This is a genomic window from Indibacter alkaliphilus LW1, from assembly GCF_000295935.2.
Taxonomy (GTDB): domain Bacteria; phylum Bacteroidota; class Bacteroidia; order Cytophagales; family Cyclobacteriaceae; genus Indibacter; species Indibacter alkaliphilus.
In genome coordinates this window covers 21,749-37,617 of the sequence record NZ_ALWO02000033.1, presented here as the reverse complement: position 1 = coordinate 37,617, position 15,869 = coordinate 21,749, and the positions used below count along the sequence as shown (strand labels likewise).

At 38.9% G+C, this 15,869-nt stretch carries 17 protein-coding genes; 7 read left to right on the top strand and 10 right to left on the bottom strand.

The window, feature by feature from the left end; genetic code table 11:
* The first annotated feature begins 58 nt into the window (after window positions 1-58).
* The 4 genes from A33Q_RS10255 to A33Q_RS10240 all read left to right on the top strand — a co-directional run bounded on the left by A33Q_RS10255 (window position 59) and on the right by A33Q_RS10240 (window position 6,093).
* Complete coding sequence (locus A33Q_RS10255; protein WP_009033874.1) at window positions 59-1,132, top strand: dipeptidase; 1,074 nt, start codon at window positions 59-61, stop codon at window positions 1,130-1,132.
* A 452-nt stretch (window positions 1,133-1,584) separates the two neighbouring features.
* Window positions 1,585-4,125, top strand: coding sequence for a DUF7133 domain-containing protein (locus tag A33Q_RS10250; RefSeq protein ID WP_009033873.1), 2,541 nt, complete (start codon window positions 1,585-1,587; stop codon window positions 4,123-4,125).
* Between the two features lie 26 nt (window positions 4,126-4,151).
* Entirely contained in the window at window positions 4,152-5,261 is a 1,110-nt protein-coding gene (locus tag A33Q_RS10245) for a sugar phosphate isomerase/epimerase family protein (RefSeq protein ID WP_009033872.1), read from the top strand.
* Between the two features lie 40 nt (window positions 5,262-5,301).
* Window positions 5,302-6,093: an SDR family NAD(P)-dependent oxidoreductase gene (locus A33Q_RS10240; RefSeq protein ID WP_009033871.1), complete on the top strand. Its 792-nt coding sequence runs from the start codon at window positions 5,302-5,304 to the stop codon at window positions 6,091-6,093.
* Between the two features lie 38 nt (window positions 6,094-6,131).
* On the opposite strand, the gene A33Q_RS10235 is transcribed toward A33Q_RS10240, so the two are convergent.
* From A33Q_RS10235 to A33Q_RS10210, 7 genes are all read right to left on the bottom strand, one after another.
* Window positions 6,132-7,460, bottom strand: coding sequence for a GntP family permease (locus A33Q_RS10235; protein ID WP_009033870.1), 1,329 nt, complete (start codon window positions 7,458-7,460; stop codon window positions 6,132-6,134).
* Window positions 7,461-7,753: 293 nt separating this feature from the next.
* Window positions 7,754-8,008: a helix-turn-helix domain-containing protein gene (locus A33Q_RS10230; protein WP_316929411.1), complete on the bottom strand. Its 255-nt coding sequence runs from the start codon at window positions 8,006-8,008 to the stop codon at window positions 7,754-7,756.
* Window positions 7,965-8,144: a hypothetical protein gene (locus A33Q_RS22525; RefSeq protein ID WP_016255060.1), complete on the bottom strand. Its 180-nt coding sequence runs from the start codon at window positions 8,142-8,144 to the stop codon at window positions 7,965-7,967. The genes A33Q_RS10230 and A33Q_RS22525 overlap by 44 nt, the downstream gene beginning before the upstream one ends.
* A 20-nt stretch (window positions 8,145-8,164) precedes the next feature.
* Window positions 8,165-8,515, bottom strand: coding sequence for a hypothetical protein (locus A33Q_RS10225; RefSeq protein ID WP_009033869.1), 351 nt, complete (start codon window positions 8,513-8,515; stop codon window positions 8,165-8,167).
* 89 nt (window positions 8,516-8,604) lie between these two features.
* Complete coding sequence (locus tag A33Q_RS10220) at window positions 8,605-8,994, bottom strand: helix-turn-helix domain-containing protein (RefSeq protein ID WP_009033868.1); 390 nt, start codon at window positions 8,992-8,994, stop codon at window positions 8,605-8,607.
* Between the two features lie 22 nt (window positions 8,995-9,016).
* Window positions 9,017-9,322, bottom strand: coding sequence for a type II toxin-antitoxin system HigB family toxin (locus A33Q_RS10215; RefSeq protein ID WP_009033867.1), 306 nt, complete (start codon window positions 9,320-9,322; stop codon window positions 9,017-9,019).
* A 76-nt stretch (window positions 9,323-9,398) separates the two neighbouring features.
* Entirely contained in the window at window positions 9,399-10,199 is an 801-nt protein-coding gene (locus A33Q_RS10210) for a hypothetical protein (RefSeq protein ID WP_009033866.1), read from the bottom strand.
* A 707-nt stretch (window positions 10,200-10,906) separates the two neighbouring features.
* Here A33Q_RS10210 and A33Q_RS10205 point away from each other — a divergent pair.
* Genes A33Q_RS10205 through A33Q_RS22490 form a run of 3 tightly spaced genes read left to right on the top strand, consistent with a single transcriptional unit; the run spans window position 10,907 to window position 11,523 of the window.
* Window positions 10,907-11,155, top strand: coding sequence for a hypothetical protein (locus A33Q_RS10205; RefSeq protein WP_009033865.1), 249 nt, complete (start codon window positions 10,907-10,909; stop codon window positions 11,153-11,155).
* A gap of 33 nt (window positions 11,156-11,188) precedes the next feature.
* Window positions 11,189-11,353 (top strand): hypothetical protein, encoded by a 165-nt coding sequence (locus A33Q_RS22180; protein ID WP_016255059.1) that lies wholly within the window; start codon window positions 11,189-11,191, stop codon window positions 11,351-11,353.
* 47 nt (window positions 11,354-11,400) lie between these two features.
* Complete coding sequence (locus A33Q_RS22490) at window positions 11,401-11,523, top strand: hypothetical protein (RefSeq protein ID WP_009033864.1); 123 nt, start codon at window positions 11,401-11,403, stop codon at window positions 11,521-11,523.
* Window positions 11,524-11,552: 29 nt separating this feature from the next.
* Here the strand turns inward: A33Q_RS22490 and A33Q_RS10200 are convergent, their stop codons facing one another.
* The 3 genes from A33Q_RS10200 to A33Q_RS10190 form a co-directional block, all read right to left on the bottom strand.
* Window positions 11,553-12,353: a TIGR02391 family protein gene (locus A33Q_RS10200; RefSeq protein WP_016255058.1), complete on the bottom strand. Its 801-nt coding sequence runs from the start codon at window positions 12,351-12,353 to the stop codon at window positions 11,553-11,555.
* A gap of 68 nt (window positions 12,354-12,421) precedes the next feature.
* The gene (locus tag A33Q_RS10195; protein WP_009033862.1) at window positions 12,422-14,107 is read right to left on the bottom strand and encodes a hypothetical protein; all 1,686 of its coding nucleotides are present in this window, start codon (window positions 14,105-14,107) and stop codon (window positions 12,422-12,424) included.
* Between the two features lie 8 nt (window positions 14,108-14,115).
* Window positions 14,116-15,774 carry an ATP-binding protein gene (locus tag A33Q_RS10190; RefSeq protein ID WP_200862462.1) on the bottom strand — a complete coding sequence of 553 codons (1,659 nt, stop codon included), beginning with the start codon at window positions 15,772-15,774 and terminating at the stop codon, window positions 14,116-14,118.
* Between the last annotated feature and the right edge of the window lie 95 nt (window positions 15,775-15,869).

The following is a 15,869-nucleotide window of genomic DNA, read 5'->3' as shown; positions in this document are numbered from 1 at the left end:
AACGACATTGAATCTAAAATCTTTAATCTTCAATCTTCAATCTTCAATCCAATCCCCCATGTTTACCATAGATGCCCACCTCGATCTCAGTATGAATGCCTTGGAATGGAACAGGGATTTGAAAAAACCTGTCTCCGAGATCAATGCCCGTGAAAAAGGACTATCTGATAAGCCGGATAGAGGACGTGCAGTTGTTTCTTTGCCGGAACTTCGAAAAGGAAATATTGGACTTGTTGTGGCCACTCAAATTGCCAGATTTGTCGCTGAGGGCAACCCTCTTCCAGGTTGGCACTCGCCAGAACAGGCTTGGGCGCAGACACAAGGTCAATTGGCCTGGTACAAGGCTATGGAAGATGCCGAGGAAATGGTACAGATAAGGAACTTGGAAGATCTGGAAAAGCACGTACAGCTTTGGTTGCATGAATTGCCTTGGAGCACCAAGCCAATTGGTTTTATACTTTCATTAGAAGGAGCAGACTCCTTGGTAAATGTTGGCTATTTGGAGAAGGCTTATGAAAGCGGGTTGAGGGCCTTGGGCTTATCCCATTACGGTCCAGGAAGGTATGCCAACGGAACAGATGCCACTGGCGGGCTTGGACCTGATGGTCCGGAATTGCTCAAGGAAATGGAAAGGTTCAACATTATTCTGGATGCGACACATCTCTGCGATGATAGTTTTTGGGAAGCCATGGATATTTTCAATGGCCACGTCTGGGCCAGTCACAACAACTGCAGAACACTGGTAGATCATAACAGGCAGTTTTCTGATGAGCAATTGAAGGTTTTGATAGAAAGGGGGGCTGTTATCGGTGGAGCGATGGACGCTTGGATGATGGTTCCTGGATGGGAAAGGGGAGTCTCAGATCCGAAAGGAATGGAATGCAACCTGGAAAAGCTTATCGATCATATGGACCATATTTGTCAGTTGGCAGGCAATGCCAATCACATTGGTATTGGGTCAGATCTTGACGGTGGCTTTGGAAGAGAGCAGTGTCCCTACGATGTAGAGACCATAGCAGATTTGCAGAAGATACCTGCCATGCTTTCCTTAAGAGGCTATACCCAAAAAGATATAGAGAATGTAATGTTTGGGAATTGGTTGAGGTTTTTAAAAAATGCTTGGAAAGAATAAGCCATTGTCAGATCTGACAATGGCTTGTTTATGCTTCAAGACCAATCTGGGTTTAGTCCCTTTTTTTCTTGTCTTCCTTTTTGGCTTTTTTCTCAGCCCGCTTTTCTTTGAGATTTTTCTCTGGCTTTTTTTTCTCCGCCTTTTTGACTGTTTTTTCCTTGGACATACTATTGAGATTTAAAGAAAGGTACAGGTAAAAAAGGAGTTATACCAGCCAGTGCATCAGTGGAATTAAATAGTTTAAAGAAAATTTTAAGCAATCAGGTTAAAAAATAATTTGATTTTAAGGATAGCCTCTTAAAGTTTTTCTTTGCCATCAATCAGTATTTCAGCCGTTTCTGTAAATCATTCTTGATATACTGGGGAATTACATGCATTTTGGGATTAAGGGATAAACCAAAAAATTATTCTGCCCAAAAACCTAAAAATAACCTATTATATTACTACCTCTCATGAGCATTGTCCGATTATATGGGATTCTTGGAATTATCTGTTTGAGCTTTGCTTGTGCCCCGAATGAAACTTATTGGGAGGATAATCCCAGACCCAAGTCTCCATTAGAGGAACTAAAAACTTTTCAGATAGAGGAAGGCTTTGAAATTCAATTGGTAGCGAACGAACCCATGGTGCAGGATCCCGTTTTTTTGACTTTTGATGAAAATAACAGGCTTTGGGTGGTGGAAATGAGGAGTTTTATGCCGGATATTGACGGTATTGGTGAAGCGCTGCCACTGGGAAGGATTTCTGTCTTGGAAGATACCAATGGAGATGGTGTTATGGATAAAAGTACCGTTTACCTTGACAGCCTGTTTATGCCGAGGGCTTTAGGGCTTTTCAAAGGAGGGGCTTTGGTCGCGGAAAACAATGCCCTATGGCTAACACATGACCTGGACGGAGATCTTAAGGCGGATACCAAGGTATTGCTTGACTCCACTTATGCCGCCAATGGCATTCCCGAACATTCCGATAATGGTCTGATGCGGGCAATGGATAATTGGTATTACAGTGCGAAATCGAAATTGAGATATAAGTTTAGAGATGGCGAATGGGAAAGAGATTTCACAGAAGCCCGGGGGCAATATGGTATCAATCAGGATGATCAAGGCAGGTTGATTTACAATTACAACTGGTCCCAACTTCATGGGGATTTGGTTCCGCCCAATTATTTTTCCAGAAACCCCAATCATCAGGTCAGTACGGGAATTGACCATGGGCTGACCTTGGATAGAAGGGTCTATCCAGTCCGGCCAAATCCGGCTGTCAATAGGGGATATATTCCCGGTACTTTAGACGAACAGGGAAAGCTTTTGGAATTCACTGCAGCTTGTTCCCCTACTGTTTTTAGAAGTACATTATTCCCTACGGAATACTATGGAAATGTCTTTGTTTGTGAGCCTGCCGGTAACCTGGTAAAAAGAAATGTTGTAGAGGAAAAGGGCCTGGTGTTGGAAGCATTTGACCCTAATCCCGGAAAGGAGTTTCTTGCTTCTACCGATGAACGGTTCAGACCTGTGCATAGCACGGTAGGCCCTGACGGAGCATTATATATTGCTGACATGTACCGCGGCTTGATCCAGCATGGTTCTTATGTGACCCAGTATCTCCGTGAACAAACCCTCAATCGTGGACTTGATCTGCCAGTTCATATGGGGAGGATTTGGCGGATTGTGCCAAAAGGCTGGAAGCCCGAAAAGTTGCCAAAATACTCAGAGCTATCCGCAGAAGCCTTAATGGAAAGTTTATTTCACCCTGAAGGATGGCACAGAGACATGGCCCAGCGTCTTTTGGTAGAAAGAAATGACCCCTCTATTCAGCCAATTTTGTTAGAGAAATTTGAAAAAAGCACATCAGAAATTGGGAAGCTTCATGTAATGTGGACTTTGGAGGGAATGCAGGCATTGGATAAAGATTGGCTCTACCAATTGCTGAGTGATGGCAGCAGCCCGTTGATAAAATCCCATGCAGTAAGACTATTAGAAATTCGTTTTTCATCTTCACATGAAGAGAAATCAGCTTTGGCCAAAGAACTTAAAAGACATTCAAATAATCCTGAAGAAAAATTGGCTATTCAATTGGCTTTAAGTGCTGGGATTTTGGAAGTTGGGGATGCATTTGAAGTACTCCGGGACATAGCAAAGAAACAAAATCAAAACCCTTTATTTCAGGATGCGATTCTGAGCAGTTTACATGGAAATGAGTTTGATTTTACCATACAACTTTTGCAAGATGAAGCCTGGGAAAAAAAGACTGAGGGGAAGGAAGTATTTTTAGAAAACTTAACAGCTGCGATTATCAAGAATAAAAACCAGAATGAAATCCGTGATTTACTGGCTATAATTGAAAAAAGGGATCCTTCATGGAAGGAAGAGGTGTTGCTCACAAGCATGGCAATCCATGCCGGAAGTGTGCAAGATGTGGGTTTTGTCAAACTCAACTCTGCTCCTATCATTTTCACTGCTGAGAATGATAGGCTAGAAATCCAGAATCTGGATAGGTTGAAAAGACTTTTTTCATGGCCAGGTTTTGACCCCTCACAGGAAGAAGGGGAAGAAATGTTGCTTTCCGCTGAAGCCTTGGTTCAATTTGCCAGAGGCAGGCAGAAATATCTGACCAGTTGTGCGGGCTGTCATGGCAATGATGGCAAGGGTGTGAATAGGATGGGGCCGCCCTTATTTGACTCAGAATGGGTGACAGGAGATGAGACGAGGTTGGCTTTGATTATTCTGCACGGGATGGAAGGCCCTCTAGAGGTGTCGGGCAAAATTTATGACGCTCCGGAGATTTTACCCGTCATGCCGTCCCATTCTACCATGGATGATGCAAGCATTGCTGCCATACTTACCTATATCAGAAATGAATGGGGAAACCAGGCAGAAGCAGTCAGCCCAAGAACTGTCGGGACTACAAGGCATCAGACCCAAGGTAGGGTTTTTCCTTGGACAGCAGAAGAGCTGAACAGACATATAGATTCAAAAAGTAAGGAAGGCCCCTAAATTTCAAATTCAATGATAGACCGAACATGATGGAGGATTCTACCGATTTTCAAAGCATGGGTTTTTCTCCAGGTAGGAGAGACTTTATCCATAAAGCTGGCATGGCGGTCTTGGCTCTAAGTAGTCCTTTACCTGATTTTTCAGAATATTTTGAAAAAGAAGCCATGGGAATTGTCGTTCATTCTTACTGGAGCAGATGGAATTCTAATGTTCAAAGCGAAAGGTTCCCGGCATTTCAAGATGCCAAACAATTGATGCTCCATTGCTACGAAATAGGAGCCGGTGGAATTCAGGTTGGGGTTGGAGCTTGGTCAGATTCTTTTGCTTATGAAATCAAATCACTCAAAGAAAAGAGGGGTATGTTTTTGGAAGGCAGTATCAGCCTCCCTCAAAATGATCAGGATTCTGAGAGGTTTGAAAATGAGGTGAAAATAGCCAAAAGTGCTGGAGTAGAGGTCTTTCGAACTGTTTGCCTAAGCGGTAGGCGTTATGAAGACTTCAAGAGCATAGAGGAATTTGAGGATTTCAAAAAGTCTTCTATAGCCGCATTGGAAAGAGCATCTAAAATTGTGGCCAAATATCAGGTAAAACTTGGGGTAGAAAACCATAAAGACTGGAAAGCTGAGGAATTGGTTGATTTGATTAAAAAGTTGGACAATGACTACGTTGGAGTTACCATTGATTTTGGAAATAATTTGGCATTGATGGAAGATCCAAATGAGGTAATAGAGTTGCTAGCTCCCTATGCATTTTCCACACATATCAAGGATATGGGAATTAAAGAATATGAAAATGGTTTTCTGCTTTCAGAAGTGCCTTTAGGAGAGGGAATTGTTGATCTTAAAAAAGCTGTTGAAACTTGTAAGAAATATAATCCTGATATCAAGTTTTCTCTAGAGATGATTACCAGAGATCCGCTGGAGATACCCTGTCTTACAAAAGAATATTGGGCTACATTTCCAGAAGTTCCGGCTTCAGTCATGCTGGAAATACTGCAATTGGTAAAGGAGAAAGAGTTTGAGGGTGCCTTGCCGAAAGTCAGTCACTTGACGGGAGAACAAAAGCTAGAGCTAGGAGAAAAAAATATTTTGAAGTGCTTGGCATATAGCAAAAAAATATTGAGAATCGGAGCATAAGCTTTATATAAAAATCGAAATTTAATTAAATAAAAAGAACATGAACACTGAAATAGCCAATCTACCTGGAATTAAAATTTTTGATTTGAAACGCCGTCTGGCAATCATAACAGGAGGATCCAAAGGACTTGGATTGGCCATGGCTGCAGGACTTGCTTCAGCTGGTGCTGATCTGATGTTGGTGAGCAGGAATGTGGAGGAAGGTTCGGCCTCAGCCAAGGAAATTGAAGAAGCCTATGGAGTAAAAGCTATCGCTTTTGCGGGAGATGTCAGCAAAAAAGAAGATATGGAGGCCATGGCAGAAAAGGCCTTGGAGACTTTTGGCCGGATCGATATTTTGATCAACAGTGCAGGAATCAATATCCGCGGGGCTATTGACGAGGTGAGTTTGGAGGATTTCCAAAAAGTGATGGATATCAATGTTACAGGAACTTGGCTTGCTTGCAAGGCAGTGACTCCTCACATGAAACAGGCGGGTAAAGGAAGTATCATCAACTTGGCCAGTACATTGGGACTGGTTGGTTTGGCAAACCGTACACCTTATACTTCCAGTAAAGGAGCTGTGGTGCAGATGACCCGTGCATTGGCACTGGAATTGGCCCCATTCAATATTACAGTCAATGCCATTTGCCCTGGACCTTTTCTCACAGAAATGAACCTGCCTATTGCCGATACGGAGGAAGGAAAGAAATTTGTGGTAGGAGCCACTGCTTTGGGAAGATGGGGTGAGCTTAAAGAAATCCAGGGAGCAGCACTACTATTGGCCTCTGATGCCGGCAAATATATGGTAGGGTCTATGGTAACCGTAGACGGAGGCTGGACTGCTCGATAAATTGAATTTAAACTCTAAAAAAATCCTAGGCAGGATTTTTAGACAAACAAAGTAATCAAATAAATCAGCGAGATAGCAGTAAGAGACATGATCAAAGTCCCTAAGCTGTGGGATTGATTGCCCTGCTTGATGGTTAAGCCGGAAAGTTGGGTAACCGCCCAGAAGAAACTGTCATTGGCATGGGAAATGGCAATAGCCCCTGCCCCCGTGGCCAGCACGGCAAACACACGCATGGTTTCAGAGTCCAGTCCCAATGACCCAAGCAGAGGTGCAACAATGGATGCAGTGGTGATCATGGCTACTGTGGAGGAACCCTGGGCTGTTTTCAGTGAAAAGGCAATGATAAAGGGAAGGAAAATTCCCCAACTGGCATTGCTCATATTGGCACTGACCATTTCGCCAATGCCGGAATTCTGCAACATTTTCCCAAATACACCTCCGGCACCTGTAATCAAAATGACCGGAGCAGCTATCAAGATGGCCTCCCCGAACCAACCTGAAGCAGAGAGCAATCTTTTGTCGAATTTCTTGGGGAGCAAAAAAGTCAAAAATACCCCTAAGAATAGGGCTATGACAGGGCTTCCAATAAACTGCATGATTGTGTAGAATGAACCTTCTCCGAAGGGTTTGGAAGGATATTTGGCAATGGAGGCGATTATGATCAACACCAAAGGGACTGTGATGGGCAAAAAGGATTTGAAAGCAGAAGGGAAAACGGTTCGGGCTTCATCGGCATCTACTTTGGCAACCTGAGGCACCAAAGGTATTTTGGTGACGAATTTTTTGATAAAATAATAACTCGGAATAAGGGTGACCATACTGATCAGAAAACCCCAAAAAATCACCATCCCAAGATCTGCTTCCATAATTCCGGCAGTGGCAATGGGCCCTGGAGTGGGCGGGACCAAGCTGTGGGATGCTGTAGCCCCCAATGCGATGGCAATGGTTGTCGCAGCATAAGGTGTCTTACTCTTTAAAGAGAGTGATTTGGAGATGGGGTTCATCATGATAAACACACTGTCTCCGAATACAGGAATTGAAAGGATATATCCACTGATCAACATGGCGGTGGTGACTGATTTCTCACCTATCCAGCGAAGGATTTTCTCGGCAATGACCAAGGCACCTCCTGTTTTTTCCAAGAAAGTCCCCATGATCACCCCCAGCAAAATCAACAGGCCAATACTGCCCAACACTCCTCCAAAACCTTCAGAAATCGACTGTAGGATCAAATCTCCGGGCATTCCGGCCAGAAGCCCATAAATGATGGCTGTTCCGAATAAAGCAAGGAAAGGGTGGATATCAAATTTTACTATGGCAACGAGGATTATTGCCAATGCCAAAAAGATGGTCAGAATAAGTATCATGGCTGGTTACAGGGTTATTGCTAGGTTTGAAAGCAGGACTTTATCCTAAGGTCCTCGACTTCAATTTCTAAGATAATTATTCTTTTATGTGTAAGGGAATTTTTCGGCTATAATTTGAGGGATGGTTGATGATTGGTTTGGAATTGAAATTGGTGAAGAGGGAGAATTAATTGAAGTGATATGGGAATAACTACCCACTTTTTCTGGACAAACACATCTTTCTATTCCACATAATCAGACCAATCAAATTTCTCTTTAAAAGTATGAACTGGAATACGAAATAAAACTATGGATTACTTAACCAACTCCTGGCTGCCATTCAATTCATATGGCTGAATCAAAACCTCTACAGGCAATCCTAAGAGATCGTGTAGGTTTCTGATCATATCTATAGTCAATGCTCGCTTGCGGTTGAGTACAAGGCTTACAGTGGTCTTACTACCAATTGCAGGAATCAAGTCTTTATCTTTTAGCCCTTTCATTTCCATGGTTTCTTTGATGGCTCTAATAGGGCTCAGGCAATGCGATAGAGTAAAGCTCTTTTTCATACTTGTCAATCAGCGTCACCAAAAGCTCTGCTTCCATGCCTTCAGGACTATCTGGATTGGCGTCAAATATTGAAGAGAGTCTTTTTAGCGCTTTTTTGTATTCTTGGGTGGTAGTGATGGGTTTGTTCCAATGCATGGGTGAAGGATTTTCAATACTTATTCAATACTCAATAAGTATTCATTATACTGATCTTCACTTTGAAAAGTAAGCCATTTTACAAATCTAAAATCAGCATTTTTAGACTTTGAATATGAAGCCTCGACAAGCGCTAACATTTTATTAGCTTGATCACCCAAGTTCAAAAAAGAGACATCCATTTTCTGGGAAATCAAAAACTCCTTGATTTTCAAAAGCTCATGGGCTGCAGTTCTGGACAAAAATTCAATTCCTCTAAAATCTACCCTAATAATGTCTGCTTTTGAGATGTTTTCAAACGCACTTCTTACTGAACTCCTATTTTTTAGAGAGTTTAGTTCTTTGAAGTCTATAATGGTTACACTATTCATACTAAAATGCATTTTTTCTATTCCACATAATCAGACCAATCAAATTTCTCTTTAAAAGTTCGAACTGGAATACGAAATAAAACTATGGATTACTTAACCAACTCCTTACTGCCATTCAATTCATAAGGCTGAATTAACACCTCTACAGGCAAACCTAAGAGCTCGTGAAGGTTTCTAATCATATCTATAGTCAATGCTCGCTTACGGTTGAGTACAAGGCTTACAGTTGTCTTACTGCCAATGGCAGGTATCAAGTCTTTATCTTTTAGCCCTTTCATTTCCATGGCTTCTTTGATGGCCATGATAGGCTCAGGTAAAGCGATAGGGTAATGCTCCTTTTCATACTTGTCTATCAGCGTCACCAAAAGCTCTGCTTCCATACCTTCTGGACTATCTGGACTGGCATCAAATATTGAAGAGAGTCTTTTTAGCGCTTTTTCATATTCCTGCTCCGTGGTGATGATTTTATCCCATTTCATAACTTCGATTTTATTATACGATTTAAAACTGGTCAACTGTATTGGCATCAACTTTATCATATTCGGCATGTGTGCCGATAAATTTGATAAATACCCACTGCCTTACATAACTAACCTGGACGATAAGCCGGTATTTATTTCTTGCGATATTAAATACCACCCTATTATTTTTGACTGGATCAGCATCTGGAAAGTCTTTGACTACATCCAATGACTTGTGCCAAACAGCTTCTTTTGTAATGGATATCCATGTTTCAAGACTGGCCTTAGCATCGGGATGCTTTTCATAGAATTTTACCAGATTTCTTAAGGCAATGATGTTTTTCAATGGTTTACACTTATAAACTGTGAAAGATAGAAAAAAGTTTTCAAATTGAAAACAAAAAACAATTTGCTCAATAAGTCTACCTGTCTGGATATTTTAATTTATTTTCAATAATTGTCTTTGTTATTTCCTCACTTGATCTATAGTCACCGGGAATGTTAATTTCAGTAGGTAATGTAGGTAATTTCATTTCAAAAGACTTCTCTTGATCATATTCATGGTAACTAAAATGTGTTATGTTTACAAGTTTATAATCAATCTCAGATTTATCAACTGAATCACTTAATACAAAACCATAAGGAGGATATGCAATTTCAGTCAACATTATTGGCTTAATGGATTTATTTAAGTTACCTATATAGGACTCTTTAACATATCTTAGTTTAGAATCAAATTTATAATATGCCCAAACTTTATAATTTCCAGCTAAGGGGTAGTAATCTCTATTTAAAACAAACTTTACAAGTTCTTGATTTCTTTGAGCAAATTCAGGTTCGTTGATTGCTAGAAACATTGTTATTATTTGTTTAATCGTATTGAGTGGCTTTAAAGTGTTAGGAACATAAACTGAAGATTTACCATTAGACCTTCTTAAAATATCCATTCCGTAATGACACCAGTCTGAAAAAGCAGGCGCATACCAAGATCCCGTATTATTATTACACTTACCACAGATTGAAGTAAATGTAATGCCGCCTTGTTTAAATATTCTTTTTTGTGGGGCTTCAAGAGGGTTGTTCTGCCATTCTTCATTGTTATATAAATGTTGCGTCCATCTGCCTTTATTAAATGCTTTCTGAGGAGGAACATGTTCTTTAGTAAGTTCTCCTTCACTACCACAAATACTACAAACTCCTATTTTAACTTTGTTTTTGGTCATATCCTTATTTTTACAAATTAAAAATCTTTCATTTTTAAATAAAGACCCTTAGAGTATTTGAAGATTATTCAAATCATACCTTCTGACATGGCCAAATATGATAAAATCAACTATTTAACAAAAGTTATTTTATCACACCTGATTCAATTAACTGTTATGTTATAACGTAAATAAAATTTTCAGAAGAAGAATTTTTCATTCATTTATTATTTAAGTTTTTTTGATCCAGTTTCGGAATTGATAATTGGAGATTTTGTCAGATTTCAAAAGTTCTTGATAAATACTGATATTTTGGTCTTTAATAAACTTCTCTTAAAGTGTAAAAAATTTTATTAAAACCACAGAAGAAAACCTCATTCGCTGTCATATGTGTTTTAGATTTCTGATATGGCATTCGAGTACTATGAACACTTAACTTTTTGATTACTTCATGTTCAATTTTACCAATATTGATTGAGTAAAAGCTATATAATATTTTCCAATCATTTGTATTTGCATAGTTACTGGATATTCCAGACAATATGCTCCGGAATATCCAGCAGAATAATCGCTATACTTCTTCCCTTTGCATAGATCTCCATTTTTATTTATAAAATTCCATCCCCTCCAACCCCCAGTTCATCACTCTTATTTGCAGCAGCCAAAGGACTCAATTATTCTTGCAGCAATAAGAACCAGAAAATAGTTTCTATTAGATTAGCTTAATTATGCATTTATTACCTGGCCTGCAAAAAATCGCACCCTCTCCCCAACCAGCCAAATCCGGCAATAACCAATACACTGTTTTCCAGACTGTGAGTATCTTCCACCCGAAACTCCAGTCACAAGGATTAAATGGATCAACACCTTTTCCAGTATCCTTCGAAGTAGAGAGGAGCGGCAAAATGTCGAACTTTTTTGAGGATATAGAAGCTGTTGCTGAAACGAAATTTCTAGAGGAAGCGAAAACAGGATAACAAAATGCTGAAAATAAGGTATTCCCAAATGGAGTGAAAGTCCACGCCCTGACTATTAGTGCCCTTAAAGAACAAATAGAAAAACCGGAATTTATCCTGGATAATTTTGAGTTAGAAACCAATGATAATGGTTTTGCAAAGGAAATTCCGGAGGTGGAAGAGCTGAAGCTGTCATTCAGCAAAAAGCGGTCGGTATAGTTCAACGGATACAGGGAACCGAATTGTTCAGTCTGCTCGAAAACTCAATGGAGGGAGCTTCGCAAAAAATCGCAGCCTTGCTCGATAAAAGCCTCCCCACCGGAACGGATTCCGGTTCTTCCCAGCGGAATAGTGGTTTGGGTGATTTTGACATTGGGGAGTTTGTGTGATAAAAAATAAGATAACTCCCCTTTGTTTTTTAGATTGCTTTATCAAGTCGTTTATGGATGTAGGATATAGTGTTAAAAATATCCAAAGCCTCTTCCTCGATAATTTCAAACTTAATTTTCGGTTCATGTGCAGTAGAATTTCTAATTAAGCCAAAAACCCCTTTAATTAGATTACATAATCCGATATGTTCGCTTCTGTCCGTATCAGTTTTTAAGCGATTGATTCTAATCAAAGGGTTGTTGGTAGAAAATGCGGTTTCTGCTAAAGCATTGCCATCTGCATAAAGTCCAGTCATTGCCCTCAAACGGTCTGCAATACTTTTGGTGGCCTCAAAGACTGAATGGAAGTAGTTTTCAACCAATAATTCAGCCCTACAATAATCAAAAATCGCTGGATGAACATTTCTGTTTTCCAACTTATGCTTCAAACGGCTGGCTCGTTGTTCGGCTTCTGCAATTGTGGTAGCTTTTTCAACTAATCTAAATTTTCCCTGCTCTGTAAATTCAGTACCGATAAATGCCAATCGTTTATTCACTTCCAACCTACGATTGTGGAAAGTTTCTTCTTTCCCAATGTACCTCACAGGTTGTAAAGCGTCTTGAATAAATCTTAATATATGATTTGAGCATTGATGCTTATTTTGCCAATCAGCAAATGCTGAATATAATCTTCTCCATTTAGTGTTTTGGGGGTCAATGTCGGGGATATTGGAGTTTAAAAGGATTTGTCCTATTTCTGTACCTGTTAGACCATCTGTTGTATCTCCTATTACTCTACATAAGCCCTCCAATACGTGGGCCTCAAACATCGGACGTTTAATACCTGCCATTATTATTTTGTCATTATTAACATATACAATACTGATCTTTTATCTTCTGCCTGAACATGACATTCTATTTATGGAATTCCAAATCTGTAGAAATCATCAGGCAAGGGTTTTTCTTTGAAACGAAGTTGATTTGCCCAGTATAATTTATCGAAATCCCCTTGCTCGTATGGAGAAAAAGTCAAGTAGGCATCATTGGCTTTTGAATACTGCCTGAATTTTTCCGGATTTTGCAGATAAGTTGCACATATATCTAATTCGTCAATAGCATACATTCTCCCGTGCATTTCTTTTCTTAGTTTTAAGAAGTTCAGAAATTGACTTACCGGATTTTTTTTATTCTGCTTGAGAGCTAATAGGAAGACTTCAAGGTCATCAATGTACACTGACCAGGGGAAGTCAACATCATCATCTTTGTCAAGCATTAATTTCAAATCTGTTTGTAAATTTCCAAATCTTTCTATTGTAACTACTATTGAAAATATGTTATGGAATTTCCTCGGATTAACGGCATATAAAATTTCACCTTTCTTATCCTTAATTTCAAAAAGAGCATCACCGAAAAAATAATCTTCCACTCGTAAACATTGCTCAAAACCATATTGTATTGAGTCTTTAAAATCGTCTTTTAATCTTTTTATCGCTTTATCGACATCTCTAAACGGCTCCCTTAATTTGGAAGCTTTCGTCTCCACAATAATTGCAGTCCCTCTGTGAATTATAAGAAGGTCTTGCTCAAAGTTATTTTCTATGAAGTAGTTCTCGTAAAAGAAAGTGTCTCTCGATGAGAAAAAGTATTTGAACACTTCAGCAACCTTTCTTTCAAGATTTCTCTCCCTATGCTTTAACAACTTATCTTTTAACTTCTTATCATTTAATAAATGACTAAACAGTTGTTTGTAAATAGAAATAGGTATTTGTTTTCCATAGACACTTAAATAATTTCCGTTAGGCAATTTTAGTATTGGTGTCAATTCAAATGAACTTTCGGCAGAATAGTATCTTACCTTAGTATCTGGCACAGGTGAGCGAGAAAACAACAAAAGGAATTTATCAACCTTCTCTTTTTCCAACTTATAGTACAAATCCTCGGCCGTAAACATTAAGCAAGCATAGGGTTTAGCGTTGAAAGAATGAAACGCTTCTTGGACATCTTCCGGTAACAATTCAAATGACTCGGTAAAAGCCATCCCCTTGTTCTTAATTCTATCATAAAAATCCGAATATTCTTTGGCATGGGAAAATTCCGTCAGAGACTTAAACCTGATCATTGAAATTAATTCAATCTCTTTACACACGTCTATTAAGAAACCAACATCAAACCCAAAGTCTTGAACAATTTTATCTTCAAAAGGGGCATAAACACTTTTTAGACGCTCTAAATCCTGTTCTACATAGCTCAGTGCCCCATTGTCAAAATGATTTCTAAATGCCAATTCGTGAATTATAGATTCCGTTGTGTAATCAACCACTTTTTCTACACGATTGAAACCTTTGATTTCATTTAGTTTATTGGCAACTATTCCCAAACCATCGAAAGGTATCTCAAATTTTTCAGTACCTCTTTTTTCGGAGAAAACATTTAGCGCTATCAGATAAAGGAAATCTTTCAGTTTTGATTCAAATTTGTTCAAATCAATCTCTGCAAAGGGATCCGGTCGGTTCTTTATGAAGTATGCGAGTTGCCCGGCAAAACTTTCAATATCATAATTTGATACCAATTGTTGTAGTTCATCAATTTTCTGTTCAATATCCATATCCGAACTTAAGCCTCCGTTGGCTTGGTGAATTTTGGGGTATCATATTTAGGTGTAATTGTTGGCAAATCGACCATAACAGATATGGGCATAGGGAAATCAACACCCATAATAATTGCTTCCCCTGCCCCTAAAGAGGGTAAGAATGAAAGAGTCTCTTTATTGGCAGTTGAACAAGCACTGGCAATTGCTTCTTTATCTTGGTAATTTATCAGTCTATGGGTAACGAATGTTCCCATTTGACTTAATGTGCCAACTGGAATATCCCTTGGCATTTGTGTTGACAAACATAAAAACAAACCATATTTTCGACTTTCCTTTGCTATATTATCAAAAGCATTCAATTCTGTGCTTTCAAAATACTCATCCTTCACTTTCTTGTTTAAAAACTGATGCGCTTCATCCACAAAGAGTATTAAAGGGTTTTCTCGGAAAGCATTAAATCGAGCTTTATTCAATAAGTATCTTCCCAGTGAATTTGCTAAAATTTCTCTTGCTTGAAAATTGTAAGGCACATTTTCAAAACCAATTCTTAATACGTTTAAGCTTGGATTGTTCAAAAACTCGTTTATCTTGGTTATTAGGTTATTGGTGGTTGGGGTATTAAACCCAAACATTCCAGAATAATCGTTGTCAGATATTACATTATTAACACGCATAATTAAGCTTGTAGCATTTCCAAAATTTCTTTCATCTCTATTGTTTGCCCAACGATCGTTGAATATTTGAAAGCATTCGTTGCCAATTTGCCTATGAAGCAATTTTATGGCAAAATTATTTATTGAAAAATCTTCTATAATAGCTTTATAGGTAAAGTAGGCGTTATTGTATGCAGAGGTAAAATTACCTTGCTTTACGATTAATCCATTGTTTATTATTACTTGTTGTCCTCTAAATGTAAAGGTATCGTTAGTCCCATCGTTATTATGACCGTTATTGGGAATATTATTCATCAGGCAATGGGCAACTTTTAACGATTTTATAGCTTCTAATAAAACAGGTTGCTGTACTTGTCCCGATGGTCTAAATAAAACAAATAAGTCATTAATGGTTAAGTTTTGATACGGAAAATAGCTTTCCGAAATAAGTATTGAGTGGTCAACCTTTTGATGAGTATCGAATGTAGAATATTCTCCAGTAGGATCTAAGATTATAGCTTTTGCTCCAGTTCCTATAACTCCCTCAATAAATTTACTAATAGTATAACTTTTCCCTCCCCCAGTTGTGCCTACGACTGCACAATGACGACTAAATATAGCCTGCAGGGAAATATCTACCGGAACATTTTTATCATATATCAAATTTCCCATTCTAAAAGTGGGGGAATGTTCAATGTTCTCCGGTTTTATTCCAAAGGTCTTAAAATGAGTAGAAAGAAATTCTGCCGAACAAATAAATACCTTAGAACCAATAAGCGGTAAGCTATTTATGCCTTTTTCTATTCTGCTTGGATCAAACAGATCAAATGATAAAAGGATTTCTATTTTTCCTACTGGATGAAATTCCTTAGTCGAAAAGGTTCTTTCGCTTAATTCCAATCGTTCCTTTTCTGGCAATGATATTTCTAACATTTTGCCCAGAAACCCTTTTTCCTCTCCCTCAATAACGATGTAATTGCCTACAAGCCCGCCACGCAATACTTCTGCATGGTGAACAAATGTTTTCATCAGAACCGACGATGGAAAATGCACTTTCACAAATGCGGGGGAGACAAAATTTACATATCCGAGAAAATGGCTGTGATTAAAAGGGCTATAGCTCA

Bases quoted from the DNA above. Each gene is read 5' to 3' on its own strand.
- A33Q_RS22490 (WP_009033864.1), top strand. From the start codon at position 11,401: ATGGAGGGAGCTTCGCAAAAAATCGCAGCCTTGCTCGATAAAAGCCTC.
- A33Q_RS10210 (WP_009033866.1), bottom strand. From the start codon at position 10,199: ATGACCAAAAACAAAGTTAAAATAGGAGTTTGTAGTATTTGTGGTAGT.
- A33Q_RS10225 (WP_009033869.1), bottom strand. From the start codon at position 8,515: ATGAATAGTGTAACCATTATAGACTTCAAAGAACTAAACTCTCTAAAA.
- A33Q_RS10240 (WP_009033871.1), top strand. From the start codon at position 5,302: ATGAACACTGAAATAGCCAATCTACCTGGAATTAAAATTTTTGATTTG.
- A33Q_RS10200 (WP_016255058.1), bottom strand. From the start codon at position 12,353: ATGGCAGGTATTAAACGTCCGATGTTTGAGGCCCACGTATTGGAGGGC.
- A33Q_RS10235 (WP_009033870.1), bottom strand. From the start codon at position 7,460: ATGATACTTATTCTGACCATCTTTTTGGCATTGGCAATAATCCTCGTT.
- A33Q_RS10195 (WP_009033862.1), bottom strand. From the start codon at position 14,107: ATGGATATTGAACAGAAAATTGATGAACTACAACAATTGGTATCAAAT.
- A33Q_RS10255 (WP_009033874.1), top strand. From the start codon at position 59: ATGTTTACCATAGATGCCCACCTCGATCTCAGTATGAATGCCTTGGAA.
- A33Q_RS10205 (WP_009033865.1), top strand. From the start codon at position 10,907: ATGCATTTATTACCTGGCCTGCAAAAAATCGCACCCTCTCCCCAACCA.
- A33Q_RS10230 (WP_316929411.1), bottom strand. From the start codon at position 8,008: ATGAAAAAGAGCTTTACTCTATCGCATTGCCTGAGCCCTATTAGAGCC.
- A33Q_RS10245 (WP_009033872.1), top strand. From the start codon at position 4,152: ATGATGGAGGATTCTACCGATTTTCAAAGCATGGGTTTTTCTCCAGGT.
- A33Q_RS22525 (WP_016255060.1), bottom strand. From the start codon at position 8,144: ATGCATTGGAACAAACCCATCACTACCACCCAAGAATACAAAAAAGCG.
- A33Q_RS10190 (WP_200862462.1), bottom strand. From the start codon at position 15,774: ATGAAAACATTTGTTCACCATGCAGAAGTATTGCGTGGCGGGCTTGTA.
- A33Q_RS10250 (WP_009033873.1), top strand. From the start codon at position 1,585: ATGAGCATTGTCCGATTATATGGGATTCTTGGAATTATCTGTTTGAGC.
- A33Q_RS10220 (WP_009033868.1), bottom strand. From the start codon at position 8,994: ATGAAATGGGATAAAATCATCACCACGGAGCAGGAATATGAAAAAGCG.